Raw genomic sequence first — 17881 nt, forward strand, 5'->3', positions numbered from 1 at the left:
CGATTCTTGCCGATCGGAGTGGTTTGATGGATGACATGGCTCCCGTGCGTGTCGGAATGCAGGCCAGTGTCACCGCTCCGGTCACGGAGTCTGATACCGCTGAGGCGGGTGGTAGCGGCGATCTGCCGGTGCTCGCGACGCCGCGATTGCTGTCCTGGGCGGAGGAGGCGTGCTGTGACGCCATCGCCAAGGAGCTGACCGACGGCGCCACCAGCGTCGGCAGCCGGTTCGAGCTGCAGCATCTGGCGCCGAGTCCGGTCGGGGAGCTGATCACCGTGACCGCGACGGTGCAGTACGTCGACGGCAAGTTGGTGCGCTTCGACGTGGTGGCGTCGCATGGTGACGATCGGATCGTTGCCTCCGGCACCATTACGCGGGTGGTCGTCGATGCCACCCGCTTCCTCCGCCGCCTCAAATGACGGCGCCGCCGCAAAACGACGGCGCCGCCATAATCAGCGGCTAAGCCTTAGCTGTTGTTCCCTCGTCGAGGATCTCCGGCAGGTCCTTCACACCCGGATCGCCCGCATCCGCGCGGTAGTCCGACGGATGAGTCGAGTCGTGGCCATTGGCAACACCCAACGCGCGCAGAGCCAGCGTCAGCACAACCACCACGATCAGGTTGATCACGAACGCGATCAGCCCGATGTAAGCGGTCCGCTCCGTAAACGGAACCGTCGTCAGCGAACCACCGAAGTGCTTGCCACTCGTCGGATTGACCACGTTGTACGCCGTGATCGTGCCGTACGTCATCGCGACCGCCCACCCCGCGAGCAGCGCCCACTTGTGGAACCAGCGCGAGTACAGCCCGCCCACGATCGCCGGGAAGGTCTGCAGGATCCAGATGCCGCCGAGCAATTGCAGGTTCAGCGAGATCGTCTTGTCCATGCCGAGAACGAAGATCAATGCGCCGAACTTCACCAGCAGCGAGGCAAGCTTGGACACCTTGGCCTCTTGAGCCGGCGACGCGTCCTTCTTGAAGTACTCCTTGTAGATATTGCGCGTGAACAGGTTCGCCGCCGCGATCGACATGATCGCCGCCGGCACCAGCGCGCCGACCGCGATCGCCGCGAAGGCCACACCCGCGAACCAGCTCGGGAACAACTGGTCGAACAGTCGCGGGATGGCGAGCTGCGGGTTGGCCACGCCGTCCAGACCGATCACGTTCACCTTCGCCGCGATCGCCATGAACCCGAGCAAAGCGAGCAGCCCGAGCATCAGGGAGTACGCCGGCAGGATGGTGGCGTTACGTCGTACGACGTTGCGGTTCTTGGTCGAAAGCACTGCCGTAATGGAATGCGGGTACATGAACAGCGCCAGCGCCGAGCCCAGCGCCAACGTCCAGTACGCGCCGTACCCGGCCTCGCCCGGGATGAACGCGCCGACCGGCTTACCAGTGGTCGGGTTCGTCGAGTTCAGCTTCTCCTTGGCGGCGCCGAAGATGTCGTCCCAGCCGCCGAGCAGGCCCGGCAGGTAGAGGATCGCGACGGCGATGACCAGGTAGATCAGGCCATCCTTGACGAACGCGATCATCGCAGGCGCCCGCAGACCGGAGGAGTACGTGTACGCCGCTAGGACCGCGAACGCGATCAGGAGCGGGATGTCCTTGGCCCACACGTTGTTACCGCCGAGGCCCATCACCTCGAAGATGGCCTGCATACCGACCAGCTGGAGCGCGATGTACGGCATGGTGGCGAGGATGCCCGTGACCGCGATGGCCAGCGACAGCGGCTTGCTGCCGTACCGGCCGGCCACGAAGTCCGCAGGTGTCACGTAGCCGTTGCGGTGCGATACCGACCAGAGCCTCGCCATGAAGACGAAGACGATCGGGTACGTCACGATCGTGTAGGGCACCGCGAAGAAGCCACTGATCGCGCCCGTCGCGTACAGCGCGGCCGGGACCGCGATGAACGTGTACGCCGTGTAGAGGTCGCCGCCGAGCAGGAACCAGGTGATGAAGGTGCCGAAGCCCCGGCCGCCCAGACCCCACTCGTCCAAGGACTCGAGTTTGCCGGTGTTGCGCCATTTGGCGGCCATGAAGCCCATCACGGTGACCCCGACGAAGATCACCACGACGATGGACAGCTGGACGTAGTTGACGTCGTTCATGCCGCCGGCCCCTCCTTCTTGTCGGGGTCACTCAGCCCTTGTGCCGCGCGCCGTATGCGCTCCTCCCGGATCACCAGCTTGAAGGCGATACTCACCGTTATGGCGGCAAGGAACACCCACATCAGCTGGTACCAGTAGAAGAAGGGGAAGCCCCACAGACTGGGCTCCTCCTTGGCGTACGTGGGGACCAGGAGTGGCACGATGACAGTGACCGCCAGAAGTACTCCGGCGATCCAGTGTCCAGGTCTGACCTCAGCCAGTTTCGACACGAATACCTCCTCAGGGGACGCGCTCAGGGGGGCTAGCGCAACGCTGCACGCTACAACCGGTCCCTGGGAGTGCACTAGACCCGTTTAAAGTTCTTGCCATAAGCCACAAGTAGGGGAGCTGTGCGAGCCGCAGTGATGAAGGGGACGGTGTTCGTCCTACTAGTCGGCATACCGCTGTCCCCTGGCGTACTAGGCGGCTACACGCCTTTCGCCCAGTTGAGCGCCTTCCGCCCGCAGGGGATTCTCCTAGTCGCAGCAGTCTCCGTACTCGCCTTCAACCGCAAGAGCCTCAGGCTGTACGCCGTGCTGGGGCTGGCGTTAGCGACCATCGCTGCCCTGAACACGGCGCCGAGGCTGTTGACGAACGCAGACCCGGCACCACCGGGCAGTACGACCATGACCGTGATGGGCGCGAACGTCCTCGGCGGCGGCGCGAGCCCGGAAACGATCGCCACCTTGATCCGGGCGCAACGACCGGCGTTCGTGTCATTGCCGGAGGCAAGGGAAGACCTGCGCAAGGCGATCGAGGCCAAGGTGCCGGGGTATCGCGGCTACACCATCCAGACCGACGAGTCGCCGGTCAGCGCGACGAGCGTGCTGGTAGCCGAAAAGCTCGGCGACGTCCGGTTCGAACCGGCAGGCGATCCGACCAGTTTCGGCCACGTCGCGGTGTCGGGTGGCGCGTTGGGGGACTTGCGGCTGATCGCGTACCACTCGTTTCCGCCGATTCCCGCGGCGTCCGGGCGATGGCGCGACGACCTGAAGGCGATCGGGCCATGGTGCGCCGAGGGCAAGGCCGTCATCGTGGGCGACTTCAACGCGTCGATCGACCACCGGCCGTTCCGCAAGGCGCTCGGCGATCGTTGCCGAAGCGTCGCGCCGAGCGTTGGCAAGGGCCTGGTCGGGACCTGGCCTGCCGACCGGCCGGCGTTCGTGCGGACGCAGATCGACCACGTCGTCATCACCGAAGGCGTGACGCCGCTCGACTTCACGGCGTACGACCTGGAGGGCAGCGACCACCGCGCGGTGGTCGCCGAACTAGCTGTGTGAGGTGTTGGCGGCAGGGCGGTAGATGTACGGCTGGGAGGCGCGGACCGCCTCGGTGACCATCAGCAGCAGATCGGCGCGGGCCTCGATCGGCCGGCCGAACAGCTCGTCGTCGCCGGGGATCGGGAAACCCTTGACGCCGATGGCGAGCTGACTCAGCAACGCGTGCAGCACGCCGCGCGCGTTGAACACCGAAGGCGTCGGCCACTCGGGCAAGGTCTCGTGCATCACCGGTTGCTGGGCGGCCAGCGCGGCGACGGGTTTGAGCCAGCGCTCGAGCTCGTCGCTGGTCAGCATGTTGCGGTGCAGGATCGTCATCACCGCGTGCGCGACCCGATCGTGCTCCTCGTGGACCCAGCGGTAGTGCGTTTCCTTCACCACGCGATCGGCCAGCACGTCGAGCAGCGCGCGCAGCACGCCCGCGTCACAATGCCGCGATCGGGCCAGCGCGCCGATCGCGTCCGCACCATGTGCGACGACGTGCGCCCAGCCGCAGTCCGGCACGTAACCGCGCAGGTCCCGCTCGCGCAGCAGCCAGGTGGCTAGCCGATCGCCCCAGCGCATCACCACCTCGTCGTGAACGAGGAACTCGGCGTTGTCGCGGTGGATCACCTCGGCCAGCGTCAGCGCGGTAAAGGACCGGCGAAACACCGTGTCCGTGCCATCCTCACCGAGCCCATAGGCCAGACCCGCGCACAGCCCATCGCCGAAACCGGGCAGCAGGTCGTCGTACACCCCGCGCTCCAGCCAGGTGGCGAGCGTCGGGTAGGCCAGCGAATCCCGGATCTGGGGATTGGTACTGGCCAGGCCGCGAACGAGCTCCTCGGTGAGGTCGGGCAGCGCTCGGTCGTTCGGTACCGCGTAATCCGCGGCCATCACGTCCTGCCAGTACATCGACTCCACCAACGCATCCTTTCACTTAGTTCCCCCGCGGCAACACCCGGACGGTTAAATTCCCATCAGCTCTGCGGATACACCTGGCAATGAACCCCGGTCAAGGTCAACTAGGCTCAGCCCCGTGCCGTCTTTGAGCGACGTGGTGCGTCACCACACCACGCTGGACCAGGCCGACCTGGATCGGCTGCAACTGCTGATCTCCGATTGGCAGATGCTGGCTGATCTCTCGTTCGCGGATCTGGTGCTCTGGCTGCCGGATACCGACGGCCTCGGCTTCTGGGCGGGCGCGCAGATGCGGCCGACGACCGGGCCCACGGCGTACCTCGATGACATCGTCGGGAGCTTCATTCCCCGCGACCGCCGCCCGCTGCTCGACCAGGCGTACGACCTGGGCCGGATCTGCCGCGAGGGCGATCCGGAATGGCGCGACGACGTACCCGTGCGGGTCGAGACCATCCCGGTCCGGCGTGGCACCGAGGTGATCGCGGTGATCGCGCGCAACACCAACCTGCTCGGGGTCCGGACGCCGAGCCGGCTCGAGCTGGCGTACCTGCAGAGCGCGACGGACTTGGCGCGGATGATCAGCGACGGCATCTTCCCGTACGGCGGGGAGCGGTTGCTGTCGACCTCGCCACGAGTGGGGGACGGGTGCATCCGCGTCGATCGGCACGGAATGGTGACGTTCGCGAGCCCGAACGCGTTGTCCGCCTATCGAAGAATGGGGTTGGTCACCGATCTCGTCGGCGGCCGCCTCGCCGAGGTCACCGGTGACCTGATCGAGGGCCGGCAGCCCGTCGACGACGTACTCGCGACCGTGCTGTCCGGCCGGGCGGCGCGCGAGATCGAGGTGGAGAACAGCGAGGTCACCCTGTTCCTGCGGGCGATCCCGCTGCGGGCGGACGGCGATCACGTGGGCGCGCTGATCCTGCTCCGTGACGTCACGGAGCTGCGGAGCCGGGAGCGGGAGTTGGTGACCAAGGAGGCCACCATCCGGGAGATTCACCATCGCGTCAAGAACAACCTGCAGACGGTTGCCGCGCTACTGCGGATGCAAGGCCGGCGGATCAAGGTGCCGGAGGCGCAGGCCGCCCTGGCGGAGGCCGTCCGGCGGGTGGGGTCGATCGCGATCGTGCACGAGACGCTCTCGCAGTCCTTCGACGAACATGTCGACTTCGACGAGGTGGCCGATCGGGTCGCCGCGATGGTCGCCGAGGTGTCCACGGTGGCCACCGAGGTGTCCACCAGGCGGACCGGCAGTTTCGGCGTACTGGCTTCGGAGATCGCGACACCGCTGGCCATGGTGCTGACCGAACTGATGCAGAACTCGGTCGAACACGGTCTCGGCACCCAGGCCGGAGTCGTCGAACTGGCGGCCGAACGGTCCCTTGGCCGCTTGCGGGTGAGCGTCACGGACAACGGCACCGGTCTACCGCCAGGGTTCGACTCGGAGACCTCTGGCAATCTCGGCCTGTCCATCGTGCGCACCCTGGTGATCGGTGAACTCGACGGGATGCTGGAATTCGGCCCGCGGGTCGACGGCTCCGGCACCACCGTCGTGGTCGACATCCCGGTGAAGGAATGACGGCCGGTCAACGAATAACGGCGTGAACCCCTTGTAGGTCAAGGAAGTTCGGCCTGGGAACGACAAAGGCCCCGCGCGACTTCCGCGGGGCCCGTAAGTCGTCTTCGAGTCAGGCGGTGCGGATCCGTGCGCGCGCATTGCGGCGCTTCAGGGCCCGACGCTCGTCCTCACTCAGCCCGCCCCAGACACCGTGGTCCTGGCCGGCTTCCAGTGCCCAGGCAAGGCACTGTTCGCGCACGTCGCAACGGCGGCACACCTGCTTGGCCTCCTCGATCTGCATGATCGCGGGCCCGGTGTTGCCGATGGGGAAGAACAGTTCCGGGTCCTCATCGAGGCAAACGGCCCGGTGACGCCAATCCATGGCGGATCCCATCTCTCTCAGTGGTTGTCTAACGCTGCGTCTGGTCAATGACGTCAGCGTGCCTGCTCCCGCACGGGGTAGTGCGGGCAGTTGTGAACGTTTTCACGAACAGGTACATCGTCCCAAGCTGTGGAGAACGAAACAAGACCTTCAATCATCAAATCGATCACAAGGTTTTGAAACGTCGCCATTGCGGGTACAGCGGCGATCCGCGTCCGAATAGCGGACGCTGATCGTTTCTGGCGATGTCCCGTTCACAGCTAGTAACCGATCGAACCGGCTGGGAGTTACGCAGAACATCTTGTGTTCTGCGCCGGAACACTAGTCTTGCTCTCGTGCCGAGTGAACCCATCGATGACGAGTCCCCATCCGCAACCTTCGCAAACGTACCCGCTCCACTCAAGGCCGCAGCGATAGTTGTTGCCGCCGAGGGTGTACTCGCGGCGGTAATGGGGGTGCTGGAGGCGTTCACCATCGACAGCAGCCGCCTCGTGCTCGGCCTCACCACCGCCGTCTTCCTCACCCTGTACGGCGTGGGGCTCGTCGTGGTGGCCCGAGGCCTGTCGCGTGCGGCGACCTGGAGCCGCGGGCCGGCCGTCTTCGCCCAGTTGATCCAGCTCGGCGTGGCCTGGAGCTTCTGGGGCGGCTCGACGCGCTGGGTCGCAGTTGTCCTCGGGGTCAGCGGTGTGGTCGTACTCGTCTCGATCTTCCAGCGATCTTCCCTCGACGCCCTCGTGGACGACCCGACTCGTCGCTGATCCGGGTTACTCCTTGAGGAGGCCCGTGCGGAGCTCGGTGAGGGTTCGGGCCAGGAGGCGGGAGACGTGCATCTGGGAGATGCCGATCTCTTCGGCGATCTGGGATTGGGTCATGCCGCGGAAGAAGCGCAGCGTCAGGATGCGCTTCTCGCGGGTTTCGAGTTGGGCCAGAAGCGGTTTGAGTGACTCCCGGTACTCGACACTTTCGAGAGCCTCGTCTTCGCCGCCGAGGGCGTCCAGGACCGTGCTGGAGTCCGTCTCGCCCTGGTCCGGGGCGTCGAGTGACAGCGTGTTGTAGGCGTTCGCAGACTCCAGGCCTTCGATTACGAGGTCCTCGGCCAGCTCGAGTCGTCCGGCCAGCTCTGCCACTGTGGGGGCTCGCCCGAGCTCCTGGGTGAGGTCGGCCGTCGCAGACGTCAGGGAGAGCCGTAGCTCCTGTAGACGCCGGGGGACTCGGATGGCCCAGCCTTTGTCGCGGAAGTACCTCTTGATCTCGCCGAGAATCGTGGGCGTCGCATAGGTGGAGAACTCCACACCACGGTCGGAGTCGAAGCGGTCGACGGCTTTGATCAGGCCGATCGTCGCCACCTGTACGAGGTCGTCGTACGGCTCGCCGCGGTTGCGGAAGCGGCGGGCGAGGTGTTCCACCAACGGCATGTGCAGGGAGACCAAGCCGTCGCGGGCCGCGTTGTGCGCCGGTTCGCCTTTGCCGGCCGCGGCCATCGCCCGGAACAGGGCGGCGGTGCGGGAGCGGAGGTCGAGGGGCTCGTCGGGGCCAGCGGCGGCTGTGTCGGTCACGCGTTCTCCGGGGAGAGGGCGGTGGCGGTCACGGTGATCGTCAGCCGGCCGTTGATCGACTCGGCCTCGACGGTGTCCACCAGGGCGGCCAGCACGGTCCAGCCGAAGGAGCCGGTGTCGGGCTTCCACCCGTTCGGTACGGCGGCGGAGGTGCGCACGGTCATCAGCGGCGGCTCGATCGTGAAGACGCACTCGAGCTCGCCGTCGGTGGACTGCGGCAGCAACAGCGAGCACGCCTCGTCGATGGCGATGCGCAGGTCGTCGATCGCGTCGACGGTGAAATTGTTGCGTGCGGCCAGATTCCCGACCACCGATCGCGGCACCGCGACGTACGCGCCGTCCGCGGGAATGGTCAGCCTGACCTCGGCACCTTGTCCGCTGCTGCTCACTGCGTCACTCCTTGCCATCTCCTCGGGTCTGGGCGCCCGCCGCGTACATCTTCCACGCTTCCGCGGCTAAGCGCATCACCACGCGGCCCGCCGTGAGCTGTTGCACGTTAGTGACGTGTGTGATCGGATTATGAGCATAATCACGCAGCGCTTGCGTCGGCCCCGGGCTCAAACCACTCCGCAGAAAGACCCCGCGAAGGCCCGGGCCGCCGAGCCCCGACGACAGGAGCCACCGTGAGTCCCACCAGTTCGCGCCGATCGATCCTCGGAGCCGGCCTCGCCGCCGGCGCGATGGCCGTCACCGGCGTTCCCGCCCAGGCCGCGGGCCAAGCGGTCGTCGAGCCGCGACAGCCCGGACAGCGGTCGATGATCGGCGTACCGTTCGATGCGCTTCGCCGGGTCCGGATCGGCGTGATCGGTCTGGGCAATCGCGGTATGGGCATGCTCTCCGGCTGGGCGGCCGTGCCCGGCGCCGTGGTCACCGCGGTCTGCGACATCCGCCCCGAGCGGGCCACCAAGGCCGCCGACCGGCTGGTCCAGCTCGGCAAGCCCCGACCCGCGATCCACTCCGGTACGGCGAACTCGGCGGCCGAGTTGTGCCAGCGCGACGACGTCGACCTCGTCTACATCGCGACACCCTGGGAATTCCATTACCCACAAGGCAAAGCCGCGTTGCTCGGCGGCAAGCACGTCGGTATCGAGTTGCCGATAGCAACCGAAATGGCCGAGCTGTGGGATCTCGTCAACACGTCCGAGCGGACCCGCAAGCACCTGTGGCTGATGGAGAACTGCAACTACGGCCGTAACGAGCTGGCGATCCTCAAGATGGCCCACGACGGCGTCTTCGGTGAGATCACCAACGGCCACGGCGGCTACATGCACGACCTACGGGCGCTGCTGTTCAGCGAGACCTACTACACCGACTCGTGGCGCCGACTGTGGCATACGCGCAGCATTGCCAGCTTCTACCCGATGCACGGGCTTGCGCCGATCGCAGCTGCCATGGACGTCAACCGCGGCGACAGGTTCGCCACCCTGGCAGCAACGGCCACTGAGCCTCAAGGCCTCGCGGACTACCGGCAGCGCTTCATGCCGCCAGGACATCCCACTTGGAAAGAGGAGTACGTCAACGGCGACCTGATTACCTGCATGATCGGTACGGCGCGGGGCCGGGTCATCCGCGCAGAGCACGCCGTGAGCTCTCCCAGGCCGTACAGCCGGATCAACAGTCTGGTCGGCAGTAGAGGCATCGTGGAGGACTACCCAGAGCGGATCTACCTTGAGCCGGACCACACCGGCGACGTGTGGAAGGCCTTCGCGCCGTACCGCTTGGAGTACGACCACTGGCTGTGGAAGAAGATCGGGGACGACGCCGCGAACAACGGCGGCCACGGCGGTATGGACTACGTGCTGCAGTGGCGGATCGTCCAGCAGATGCGGGCGGGCCTGGTCCCGGACATCGACGTGTACGACTCGGCGACGTGGTGCTCACCCGTGCCGCTCAGCGTCGACTCGTTGCGCGCGGGCGGCAAACCCGTCGAGGTACCCGACTTCACCCGCGGCGACTGGCGCAAACCCCGCGCCGGGCTCGACTCCCGCGATACGGATATGCCGCCGCTCTAAGGGACCGATGAACGCCGACACGCCGGGTCACAAGGGCCCGACGAACAGAAAGGGGCCCGCGCCGGGTAGGCGCGGGCCCCGTCGTCGTACGGCGGGAAATCAGGTTGGTTCGACGTGGGTGGGGTCCAGGACCCGGCGCAGGAACGTTTTGGTGCGGTCCTGCTGGGGGTTTCCGATGATCTCTTCGGGGGTGCCCTGCTCCACGATGACGCCGCCGTCCATGAAGACGACCCGGTCGGCCACCTCACGCGCGAAGGCCATCTCGTGCGTGACCACCAGCATCGTCATACCGTCGAGCGCGAGCTTGCGCATCACGGTCAGGACGTCGCCGACGAGCTCTGGGTCGAGCGCCGAGGTGGGCTCGTCGAAGAGCATCAGCGCCGGGTCCATCGACAGCGCCCGCGCTATCGCGACGCGCTGCATCTGGCCACCGGACAGCTGGGCCGGGTAGGCGGTGACCTTTTCGGTCAGGCCGACGCGTTCCAAGTTGGCGCGGGCGATCTTGTTCGCTTCGGCCGGTTTGCGCTTGAGCACGGTCACCTGGGCGACCGTGCAGTTCTGCAGCACCGACAGATGCGGGAACAGGTTGAACTGCTGGAAGACCATGCCGATGTGCTTGCGGGCGTCGTCCAGATGGCAGTCCGGGTCGGTGATGTCCTCACCGCGGACGAACACCTGACCCTGCTGCGGCTGCTCCAGCAGGTTGACACAACGCAGCAGGGTGGACTTGCCCGAGCCGGACGGCCCGATCACGCAGACCACTTCGCCCTGCTCGACGGTGAAGTCGATACCGCGCAGCACGTGGTTGTCCCCGAAGGACTTGTGCAGGTCCTTGATCTCGACCAGGGACATCAGTTGGCCCTCGCAGCCTTGGCCTCGAGCCGCCGGACCAGGAGTCCCAGTGGCAGCGTGATGAGCAGGTAGCAGAAGCCGGCCGTGACCAGCGGCGTCAGGTTCGACTCGGTGTTGGCCAGTTCCTTGCCGAAACCGGTCAGCTCGAGCGCCGTGGCCGACGTACCGATGATGAACACCAGCGAGGAGTCCTTCACCAGCAGGATCAGGTCGTTGGCCAGCGGCGGCAGCACGATCCGGAACGCCTGCGGCAGCACGATCTTGCGAGTCGCCAGCGCCGGCGGCATCCCGAGCGAACGGGCTGCCTCGAGCTGGCCCTTCGGCACCGCCTGGATGCCCGCGCGAATGACCTCGGCCATGTACGCCGCGGCGACGATGCCGAGCGCCAGCCAGACCGTGCCGTACGGGTCGAACGGAATGACCAGACCCTCGAACGCCAGCGGCAGCAGGCTGAACGCGATGAACACGATGATCGCGGGCAGGCCCCGGAAGAACTCGATGTACGCCGTCGACAGCCAGCGGTACGGACCGACCGAGCTCAACCGCATCAGGGCCAGGATCGTGCCGCCGACGAGACCGATCACGAAGGCGCCCGCGGTGTAGACCACAGTCTTGACCAGCGCGTTCAGCAGGCCTTCCTCGAACGCGGACTTGACCAGCTCCGGCCGCAGGAAGACGTCGACGATCTGACCCCAGTCCGCCGCGAGGGCGGCCAGGACGACCAGCGCCAGCAGGATCGCGTACTGGATCAGGCGGGAGCGCCGAGCCCGCTGGCGCGGGCTCAGCCCCTTCCGCTTCTCTTCTACGTCAGTGGTGGTCGCACTCACTTCTTCGGCTCAACCCCGAACCACTTCTTGAAGATCTCGTTGTAGGTGCCGTCGTCCTTGGCCTTCTTCAGCACCTCATCGAGCTTCGCCAGTAGCTTCACACTGCTCGGGTCGGTCTTGTCGGTGGCGAAGCCGTACTGCTCGCCGGTGTCGAACTCGGCCGTCACCGCGGTGTCCGGGTTGGCCTTGACGAAGTCGTACAGCACACCGTTGTCGTTGATCGCGGCATCGACCCGGCCGGACTTCACGTTGTTGGCCTGGATGGTCAGGTCCGGGAAGGTGATGACGGTGTAGCCGTTGGCCTTGGCGTTGTCCTCGGCGTACTTCTTGCCGGTGGTGTCGGCCTGGACGCCGACCTTCTTGCCGCGCAGGTCGGCCAGCGTCTTGATGCCGGAGTCGGCCTTGACCAGCAGCACCTGGGTGGCGTCCATGTACGGCGTGGAGATGCCGATGGCCTTCTGACGCTCTTCGGTGATCGTCATCGCGCCCATGCCGACGTCGCACTTCTTCGCCTTGAACGCGGCGCCGGAGGTGATCTGGGCCCACTCGATGTCGACGACCTCCTGCTCGAGTTTGAGGTCCTTGGCCAGCAGGTCCAGCAGGTCGACGTCGAATCCGACGACCTTGCCGCCTTCCTTGAACTGGAACGGCTTGTACGGCAGGTGCGTGCAGACGGTCAGCTTGCCCGACTTGACCAGGGTGATGCCTTCGGGGGCGGTCCCCGCGCCGTCACCGCCTGAGTCGTCCCCGCAGGCCGTGAGCGTGAGTGCCAGCACGGCGAATGACGCGACGGCAACCGTGGTCCGGCTCTTGCGGAGGGTGGAGAGGATGTTCATCGGTAAGGCTCCTCGACGGTGGTTCCGGTCCCGTTCCCGGTCGTGCCGGGGTCGGTTGCCCGCATCCTGACACAGCCCGGTACCCGATGTCGGCTGAAACAGCCGGATGGAGACTCGATCGTCACCGTGTGGCGGCCCTCACAAAAGAGACCAGTGCGTCCTGTGGTTTACTCGTAGCCACGGGTGACCCCCGAGTAGCACCGGCGGTACTCGACGCACCCGAGTCGACCGCCGCCCGCCTACCGACTGAACACAGAACGCTTATTCCGCTGGCCTGCGCGCCGCGGGAGTACCGAAGGGTCACCATGGCTGTTGAAGCATTTCCCACCGAAAACGACCATCCGCAGGCCGACGCGTATGCCGGCGATCCGGTCTTCGACCTGCACGTCGGCGGCAAGATCGAGGTCATCTCGACCGTCAAGGTCGGTGACGCCGATGACCTGTCGAAGGCCTACACACCGGGTGTCGCCCGGGTCTGTACGGCGATCGCGCAGGACCCGGCGCTGGTCCGGCGCTATACCTGGAAGGCGAATACCGTCGCCGTGATCACGGACGGTACCGCTGTGCTCGGTCTGGGTGACATCGGTCCCGAGGCCTCGCTGCCCGTGATGGAGGGCAAGGCGCTGCTGTTCAAGGAGTTCGGCGGCGTGAACTCCGTGCCGATCGCGCTCGACTGCACCGACGTGGACGAGTTCGTCGAGACGGTCGTGCGGCTGGCGCCGACCTTCGGCGGGATCAACCTCGAGGACATCTCGGCACCGCGCTGTTTCGAGATCGAGCGGCGGCTGAAGGAGCGGCTCGACATCCCCGTGTTCCACGACGACCAGCACGGTACGGCGGTTGTGGTGCTGGCCGCGCTGCGTAACGCGCTCAAGCTCACCGGCAAGTCCATCGAGTCGATCCGCGTGGTCATCTCCGGGGCGGGTGCCGCCGGGGTGGCGTGCGCGCGGATCCTGCTCCAGGCGGGCGTGAGCGACCTGGCCGTGGTGGACAGCAAGGGCGTGCTCTCGAAGGACCGGGCCGATCTGACCCCGGTCAAGCTCTCGCTGGCCCACGACACCGACGGCCCGTCCGGACGCCTGGTCGACGCGCTCGACGGTGCCGACGTGTTCATCGGCGTGTCCGGCGGAACTGTGCCGGAGGAAGCCGTGGCACGGATGAACGAGGGCGCGATCATCTTCGCCCTGGCCAACCCGACGCCCGAGGTCCACCCGGATATCGCCCACCGGTACGCCGCGGTGGTGGCGACGGGTCGTTCCGACTTCCCGAACCAGATCAACAACGTGCTGGCCTTCCCGGGGATCTTCCGGGGCGCCTTCGACGTGGACGCCTCGCGGATCACCGAGGGCATGAAGCTCGCGGCCGCCGAGGCCCTCGCGAACCTGATACCGGCCGACGAACTGCGCGCGGACTACGTCATTCCGTCGCCGTTCGACCCGCGCGTCGCGACGGCCGTGGCCGCAGCCGTCTCGGCCGCCGCGTACACCGACGGCGTCGCCCGCGCCTGATTCGACGCCCTTATCCGGAGAACCTTGCGCTAGCGGGCAAGGTTCTCCGGAGAGGCGTGATGTCAGCCACTGCCCTTGCGTGCGCGCGGGCCTAGGGTGGGCAAATGCTTGCTGCTTACGCTGCCAGGTTCGCTCCGGATGATCCGATCTCCGCGTTGGAGGTGGGGGAGCGGCCCGAGCCGGTCGCGCCCGAAGGCTGGGTGACCGTGGACGTGAAGGCCACCGCGCTGAACCACCATGACCTCTGGTCGCTCAAGGGTGTCGGGCTGTCCGAGGACAAGCTGCCGATGATCCTCGGTTGCGACGCGGCCGGGTTCGATGCCGACGGCAACGAGGTCGTCGTCCACGCGGTCATCTCGGATCCGGCGTGGAAGGGTGACGAGACGCTCGACCCGCGGCGGAGCCTGCTGAGCGAGCGCTACCAGGGCACGCTGGCGGAGAAGGTCGTCGTGCCCGCCCAGAACGTCATCGCCAAGCCCGCCGGCCTGAGCTTCGAGGAGGCCGCGTGCCTGCCGACGGCCTGGCTCACGGCATACCGGATGTTGTTCACGCAGTCGGGCCTGAAGCCGGGCGACACCGTGCTCGTGCAAGGCGCCGGCGGTGGAGTCGCGACGGCCCTGATCACGCTGGCGCGGACCGCCGGGTATCGCGTCTGGGCGACCAGCCGGGATGAGGCCAAGCGGGCGAAGGCGGTCGAGATCGGCGCGCACGACGCCTTCGAATCGGGCGCGCGGCTGCCGGATCGGGTGGACGCCGTGATGGAGACGGTCGGCCAGGCCACTTGGTCGCATTCGCTGAAGTCGCTCCGGCCGGGTGGCACCGTGGTGATCTCCGGCGCGACTAGTGGGCAGGCGCCGAAGTCGGCCGAGCTCAACCGGATCTTCTTCCTGCAGATGCGGATCCAGGGTTCGACCATGGGCACCCGTCAGGAGTTGGCCGGACTGTTGTCGTTCCTGGCCAATACCGGGATCAAGCCGCACATCGACTCGGTCATGCCGCTCAAGGACGCGCGCGAAGGCTTTGCCCGGATGAACCAGGGCGACGTCTTCGGCAAGGTCATCTTCACCGTCTGACTCTGATGATCGTTGTACGACGGGCAGAACCGGGTGATGCCGAGGCAGGCGCCTACTGCCATGCCACGTGCTGGCGAGAGGCGTACACGGGTCTTGCCGATCCAGAGAAGCTAGAGGCGGCAGTAGGCGACATACCCCGCCGTACCGAACGCTGGAAGGCACGCCTTGCTGACGGCCACGTGCAATGGCTGGCGATCAACCCGAACCCAGAGGCGGCCGTCGAGGACAGAGTCATCGGCTTCTCTCACCCCGGGCCTAACCGGGATGAGCCGCCACTGACGGCTCTAGAGCTCTACGCCATCTACGTCCGCAAGGCGTGGTGGGGGAGCGGTCTAGCCGAACGACTCATGCAGGCCGCTATAGGTAACGAGCCCGCCAGCCTTTGGGTGCTCGAGGGCAACGCGCGCGCTCAGGCGTTCTACGCCAAACATGGGTTCGTCCCGGATGGCATGCGAGTGGACGAGCCTTTCTTCGGCGTACCGGAGATCAGGATGGTCCGTTCCGGCGCGTGACCCGGCCTTGTGATGGGTACTGGGTGGTGAGGGTAGATAGGCCGCCCGTCCGTCGTGCTCGTTGGGAGACAGCGATGTTCGCGATCATTGCCGCAGTGATTTTCGGTTTGGCTCTCATCTTGGATTGGACCGAAGCCGAGGTCAGTGACGCGCTCACTCCACAGACGTTGCTGATAGCGGGGCTGCTCTGTATCGCCTTGCATTTGGCCGGTATCGGCACCTCGACCAGCTGGCGCGGCCGCAAGCGCTGAGGGATCAGGGTGCCTGAGGTCAGGATGGTCCGTGCCGGTTTGTGACGTTTCACGCCGGAAACAATTTCGTCGCACCTGGGCAACGCGGTTGGCGGAAGCTTGCCTCACCACGGGAAACCCCCGGGATCGATCCGCCTGATCGATGACGGAAACAGGAGCGCCCATGAGGCCTACCTTGACGGTGATCGCTGATCCCGCAGACCGCTGGATGACCAAGGCTGCGTGCATCGGCCAGGCGCCGGCGTACGACGAGACCGCGAGTGTGTGGGAGCGGCGGAAGGCACAGTCCATCTGCCTGACCGCCTGCCCAGTGCTGGAGGATTGCCGCGCCTGGGCGCGCCGGACCAAGTTCAGCGGTGTCGCCGCGGGGGAGAACTTCCTGTACGGACGCCGCCGCGGCCGCCCGGGCCCAGCGGAGCGCCGGGACGAGCAGCAGGCGAGCTAGGAGTTACACGAGCTGGTGCTGTTTCGCCGGGGCAGGAGCGGGGTCCCGGCGGAACGGCGCCACCAGCGTGGGGATTAGGTGGCGACGGTTATGCACGAGTGCAGTGATCGCTAGGACCAGGTAGACGCCGCAGAGCACGTACCGCCCGGTCTGACCGGGGATGGCGAACTGCACGGCGAAGAGACCCAGCAAGGTCCACGCCGCCCAGCGGGGGAAGCGAAGCGCAAGCAGTACGGCGATGCCCAGCAGGGTCTGCGTCGCCGTGAGCAGGAACTCCTCGGTCTGGCGGCTGTCGAGCGCCAGTGACGCCGGGCCGCCGCCAATGCCGTAGGCGACGGGCAGACTGCCGACTAGCAGCGTCCACTGGTTCACCTTGGCCGAGATGAGTAGTCCGATCGCTGCCGCGCCCTTGCCACGCCACGCGAACAGGATGGCCACCAGGAACTCAGGAGTCTCCGAGGCGAGTGGGGCCAGCCACTGCACCAGCAGGAACTCGTCGACGCCGAGGACGCGTCCACTCGCCACAAGTGACTCCGCGAACGGCTCGGCGCTTGCCAGGATGATCGCGGCAGCGCTGACGAACATCCCGATCACGAGCGTCCGACGCTGCTTGGTGCCCAAGGCGCCGATCCGCGCGGCCGGGCCGACCAGCTCGGGGTCTTCGTCGTCGCCCGAGGTCGCCGCGCGCCAGAGGTAGAACGCGAAGAACGCGAGCAACGCGATGCCCAGCACTAGGTGGATCTGGCCGCTGATCGGGATGATGAACGCGACCACGGCGGCGATCGCGAGGAAGCCGAGCTCGCGGCGATAACCCGAGTCGAGCACGAGTGCCCGCACGGTCCGGCCGCTGCGCTTGCTTGCGATGTAGAGGCTGACCAGCACGACGACGGACCAGCCGAGGCCGAGCAGGAGCCGGTTCGAGCCGGTCATGTTGGCGGCCGCGTAGGCGACGTACTCCGGATTGCTGCCGGCGGTGTGCGCGAAGTAGAGGTCCACCGCATACTCCGGCAGGACCGCGATCAGGGCCAGTACCGCGATGGCCAGGCCGCCGGAGATGTCGACCTCCGCCGCCTCGGCGGCCCAGGCCAGCACGAAGGACGCGGCGACCACGCCGAGACCGAACACCAGCAGGGAGATGGCCGGCGCCGGGTGGAGCTGGGTCAGCCTCAGCACGACGGCCGGAATGGCCAGTGCGAGGCAGAGTGCCACGGGGCGGAAGGCTCTGAACACGGTTCCAAGCCTGCCACCACTTTGATACTTTCGCAATTGCGCAAGTATGAGAGCGTCCTCACCCCGGCCCGGCGTCCACTCAGTGGACTGGCTGAGGCATCAGAATGAGCATGCGATGACAGAACCGACCCGCGCCCAGCTCGATGCCGCCGCCAGCACGTTTGCCATGCTGTCGGCGCCAGTCCGCCTGCACCTGGTGTCCCTCGCGGCCCAGGGGGAGTACGACGTCGGCACGCTCGCCGCCCGGGTCGGCGTCAGTATCGCCACCGCCAGCCAGCACCTCGGCAAACTCCGCCTCGCCGGCATCATCACCGCCCGCCGCGACGGCCGCCGCCACATCTACACCGTCGACGACCCCCACGTACTCACCCTCGTCGACCAGATCTTCGAGCACATCGCCCCCGACGGCACCCTCGCCCCCGACCCACCCCTCCGCCGCAAACGCCCGCCCTCAGACCCAAACGACGAGTCGTAGCCAGCGTCCGAGGCACACGCCCGGGAAGGCTCCTGCGTCCTT

The 17881-nt window shown here is 66.7% G+C and carries 21 protein-coding genes; 11 read left to right on the forward strand and 10 right to left on the reverse strand.

All coding sequences use genetic code 11. The annotated features are described in order from the left end of the window. The first annotated feature begins 35 nt into the window (after positions 1–35). Positions 36–419, forward strand: coding sequence for a thioesterase family protein (locus tag OG394_RS37740; RefSeq protein WP_328992102.1), 384 nt, complete (start codon positions 36–38; stop codon positions 417–419). A gap of 40 nt (positions 420–459) precedes the next feature. On the opposite strand, the gene mctP is transcribed toward OG394_RS37740, so the two are convergent. Then, a complete protein-coding gene (mctP, locus tag OG394_RS37745; protein ID WP_328992103.1) occupies positions 460–2106 on the reverse strand; it encodes a monocarboxylate uptake permease MctP in 1647 nt (548 codons plus the stop codon). Further along, on the reverse strand, positions 2103–2375 hold the full coding sequence (locus OG394_RS37750; RefSeq protein WP_328992104.1) for a DUF3311 domain-containing protein: 273 nt from the start codon (positions 2373–2375) through the stop codon (positions 2103–2105). The genes mctP and OG394_RS37750 overlap by 4 nt, the downstream gene beginning before the upstream one ends. Before the next feature lie 120 nt (positions 2376–2495). Here OG394_RS37750 and OG394_RS37755 point away from each other — a divergent pair, with 120 nt between their 5' ends. Further along, positions 2496–3425 (forward strand): endonuclease/exonuclease/phosphatase family protein, encoded by a 930-nt coding sequence (locus OG394_RS37755; protein WP_328992105.1) that lies wholly within the window; start codon positions 2496–2498, stop codon positions 3423–3425. Here the strand turns inward: OG394_RS37755 and OG394_RS37760 are convergent. After that, positions 3414–4316, reverse strand: a complete 903-nt coding sequence (locus tag OG394_RS37760) for a DUF2785 domain-containing protein (protein WP_328996914.1) — start codon at positions 4314–4316, stop codon at positions 3414–3416. The genes OG394_RS37755 and OG394_RS37760 overlap by 12 nt on opposite strands. Positions 4317–4440: 124 nt before the next feature. Between OG394_RS37760 and OG394_RS37765 the strand changes: the two genes are divergently transcribed. Further along, entirely contained in the window at positions 4441–5901 is a 1461-nt protein-coding gene (locus OG394_RS37765) for a sensor histidine kinase (RefSeq protein ID WP_328992106.1), read from the forward strand. A gap of 109 nt (positions 5902–6010) precedes the next feature. Here OG394_RS37765 and OG394_RS37770 read toward each other — a convergent pair whose 3' ends face one another. Further along, positions 6011–6262 (reverse strand): WhiB family transcriptional regulator, encoded by a 252-nt coding sequence (locus OG394_RS37770; protein WP_012922773.1) that lies wholly within the window; start codon positions 6260–6262, stop codon positions 6011–6013. A gap of 335 nt (positions 6263–6597) precedes the next feature. Here OG394_RS37770 and OG394_RS37775 point away from each other — a divergent pair, with 335 nt between their 5' ends. Beyond that, positions 6598–7020 carry a hypothetical protein gene (locus tag OG394_RS37775; RefSeq protein ID WP_328992110.1) on the forward strand — a complete coding sequence of 141 codons (423 nt, stop codon included), beginning with the start codon at positions 6598–6600 and terminating at the stop codon, positions 7018–7020. 6 nt (positions 7021–7026) lie between these two features. On the opposite strand, the gene OG394_RS37780 is transcribed toward OG394_RS37775, so the two are convergent. Further along, on the reverse strand, positions 7027–7818 hold the full coding sequence (locus tag OG394_RS37780; protein ID WP_328992111.1) for an RNA polymerase sigma factor SigF: 792 nt from the start codon (positions 7816–7818) through the stop codon (positions 7027–7029). Next, positions 7815–8207 carry an ATP-binding protein gene (locus tag OG394_RS37785; RefSeq protein ID WP_328992112.1) on the reverse strand — a complete coding sequence of 131 codons (393 nt, stop codon included), beginning with the start codon at positions 8205–8207 and terminating at the stop codon, positions 7815–7817. Before OG394_RS37785 ends, OG394_RS37780 begins: the two co-directional genes overlap by 4 nt. Before the next feature lie 234 nt (positions 8208–8441). Between OG394_RS37785 and OG394_RS37790 the strand changes: the two genes are divergently transcribed. Then, the gene (locus OG394_RS37790; protein ID WP_328992113.1) at positions 8442–9830 is read left to right on the forward strand and encodes a Gfo/Idh/MocA family protein; all 1389 of its coding nucleotides are present in this window, start codon (positions 8442–8444) and stop codon (positions 9828–9830) included. A 99-nt stretch (positions 9831–9929) separates the two neighbouring features. Here the strand turns inward: OG394_RS37790 and OG394_RS37795 are convergent, their stop codons facing one another. From OG394_RS37795 to OG394_RS37805, 3 genes are read right to left on the reverse strand one after another with little or no spacing between them, the layout of a single operon-like run. Further along, a complete protein-coding gene (locus tag OG394_RS37795; RefSeq protein ID WP_328992114.1) occupies positions 9930–10682 on the reverse strand; it encodes an amino acid ABC transporter ATP-binding protein in 753 nt (250 codons plus the stop codon). Then, positions 10682–11509, reverse strand: coding sequence for an amino acid ABC transporter permease (locus tag OG394_RS37800; RefSeq protein ID WP_328992115.1), 828 nt, complete (start codon positions 11507–11509; stop codon positions 10682–10684). The genes OG394_RS37795 and OG394_RS37800 overlap by 1 nt, the downstream gene beginning before the upstream one ends. Beyond that, positions 11506–12345 (reverse strand): transporter substrate-binding domain-containing protein, encoded by an 840-nt coding sequence (locus OG394_RS37805; protein ID WP_328992117.1) that lies wholly within the window; start codon positions 12343–12345, stop codon positions 11506–11508. The genes OG394_RS37800 and OG394_RS37805 overlap by 4 nt, the downstream gene beginning before the upstream one ends. 305 nt (positions 12346–12650) lie before the next feature. On the opposite strand from OG394_RS37805, the gene OG394_RS37810 reads away from it, so the two are divergent. The 5 genes from OG394_RS37810 (at position 12651) to OG394_RS37830 (ending at position 16134) form a co-directional block, all read left to right on the forward strand. Next, positions 12651–13853: an NAD(P)-dependent malic enzyme gene (locus tag OG394_RS37810; protein ID WP_328992118.1), complete on the forward strand. Its 1203-nt coding sequence runs from the start codon at positions 12651–12653 to the stop codon at positions 13851–13853. A gap of 104 nt (positions 13854–13957) precedes the next feature. Further along, positions 13958–14926 carry a zinc-binding dehydrogenase gene (locus OG394_RS37815; protein ID WP_328992119.1) on the forward strand — a complete coding sequence of 323 codons (969 nt, stop codon included), beginning with the start codon at positions 13958–13960 and terminating at the stop codon, positions 14924–14926. Between the two features lie 5 nt (positions 14927–14931). Continuing rightward, on the forward strand, positions 14932–15438 hold the full coding sequence (locus OG394_RS37820) for a GNAT family N-acetyltransferase (protein ID WP_328992120.1): 507 nt from the start codon (positions 14932–14934) through the stop codon (positions 15436–15438). A gap of 74 nt (positions 15439–15512) precedes the next feature. Beyond that, positions 15513–15689 carry a hypothetical protein gene (locus OG394_RS37825; protein WP_328992121.1) on the forward strand — a complete coding sequence of 59 codons (177 nt, stop codon included), beginning with the start codon at positions 15513–15515 and terminating at the stop codon, positions 15687–15689. Positions 15690–15852: 163 nt separating this feature from the next. Continuing rightward, positions 15853–16134: a WhiB family transcriptional regulator gene (locus OG394_RS37830; protein WP_328992122.1), complete on the forward strand. Its 282-nt coding sequence runs from the start codon at positions 15853–15855 to the stop codon at positions 16132–16134. Positions 16135–16137: 3 nt separating this feature from the next. Here the strand turns inward: OG394_RS37830 and OG394_RS37835 are convergent, their stop codons facing one another. Continuing rightward, positions 16138–17364, reverse strand: a complete 1227-nt coding sequence (locus OG394_RS37835) for a sodium:proton exchanger (RefSeq protein ID WP_328992123.1) — start codon at positions 17362–17364, stop codon at positions 16138–16140. A 115-nt stretch (positions 17365–17479) separates the two neighbouring features. Here OG394_RS37835 and OG394_RS37840 point away from each other — a divergent pair, with 115 nt between their 5' ends. Beyond that, on the forward strand, positions 17480–17839 hold the full coding sequence (locus OG394_RS37840) for an ArsR/SmtB family transcription factor (RefSeq protein ID WP_328992124.1): 360 nt from the start codon (positions 17480–17482) through the stop codon (positions 17837–17839). Positions 17840–17881 lie beyond the last annotated feature (42 nt).

This window comes from Kribbella sp. NBC_01245 (assembly GCF_036226525.1).
In the GTDB taxonomy this organism is placed as follows: Bacteria; Actinomycetota; Actinomycetes; order Propionibacteriales; family Kribbellaceae; genus Kribbella.

What these genes read in the sequence shown, in the direction of transcription:
- OG394_RS37815 (WP_328992119.1), top strand. Translation starts at nt 13,958, where the DNA reads ATGCTTGCTGCTTACGCTGCCAGGTTCGCTCCGGATGATCCGATCTCC.
- OG394_RS37820 (WP_328992120.1), top strand. Translation starts at nt 14,932, where the DNA reads ATGATCGTTGTACGACGGGCAGAACCGGGTGATGCCGAGGCAGGCGCC.
- OG394_RS37740 (WP_328992102.1), top strand. Translation starts at nt 36, where the DNA reads ATGGCTCCCGTGCGTGTCGGAATGCAGGCCAGTGTCACCGCTCCGGTC.
- mctP (WP_328992103.1), bottom strand. Translation starts at nt 2,106, where the DNA reads ATGAACGACGTCAACTACGTCCAGCTGTCCATCGTCGTGGTGATCTTC.
- OG394_RS37840 (WP_328992124.1), top strand. Translation starts at nt 17,480, where the DNA reads ATGACAGAACCGACCCGCGCCCAGCTCGATGCCGCCGCCAGCACGTTT.
- OG394_RS37770 (WP_012922773.1), bottom strand. Translation starts at nt 6,262, where the DNA reads ATGGATTGGCGTCACCGGGCCGTTTGCCTCGATGAGGACCCGGAACTG.
- OG394_RS37810 (WP_328992118.1), top strand. Translation starts at nt 12,651, where the DNA reads ATGGCTGTTGAAGCATTTCCCACCGAAAACGACCATCCGCAGGCCGAC.
- OG394_RS37805 (WP_328992117.1), bottom strand. Translation starts at nt 12,345, where the DNA reads ATGAACATCCTCTCCACCCTCCGCAAGAGCCGGACCACGGTTGCCGTC.
- OG394_RS37795 (WP_328992114.1), bottom strand. Translation starts at nt 10,682, where the DNA reads ATGTCCCTGGTCGAGATCAAGGACCTGCACAAGTCCTTCGGGGACAAC.
- OG394_RS37830 (WP_328992122.1), top strand. Translation starts at nt 15,853, where the DNA reads ATGAGGCCTACCTTGACGGTGATCGCTGATCCCGCAGACCGCTGGATG.
- OG394_RS37760 (WP_328996914.1), bottom strand. Translation starts at nt 4,316, where the DNA reads ATGTACTGGCAGGACGTGATGGCCGCGGATTACGCGGTACCGAACGAC.
- OG394_RS37825 (WP_328992121.1), top strand. Translation starts at nt 15,513, where the DNA reads ATGTTCGCGATCATTGCCGCAGTGATTTTCGGTTTGGCTCTCATCTTG.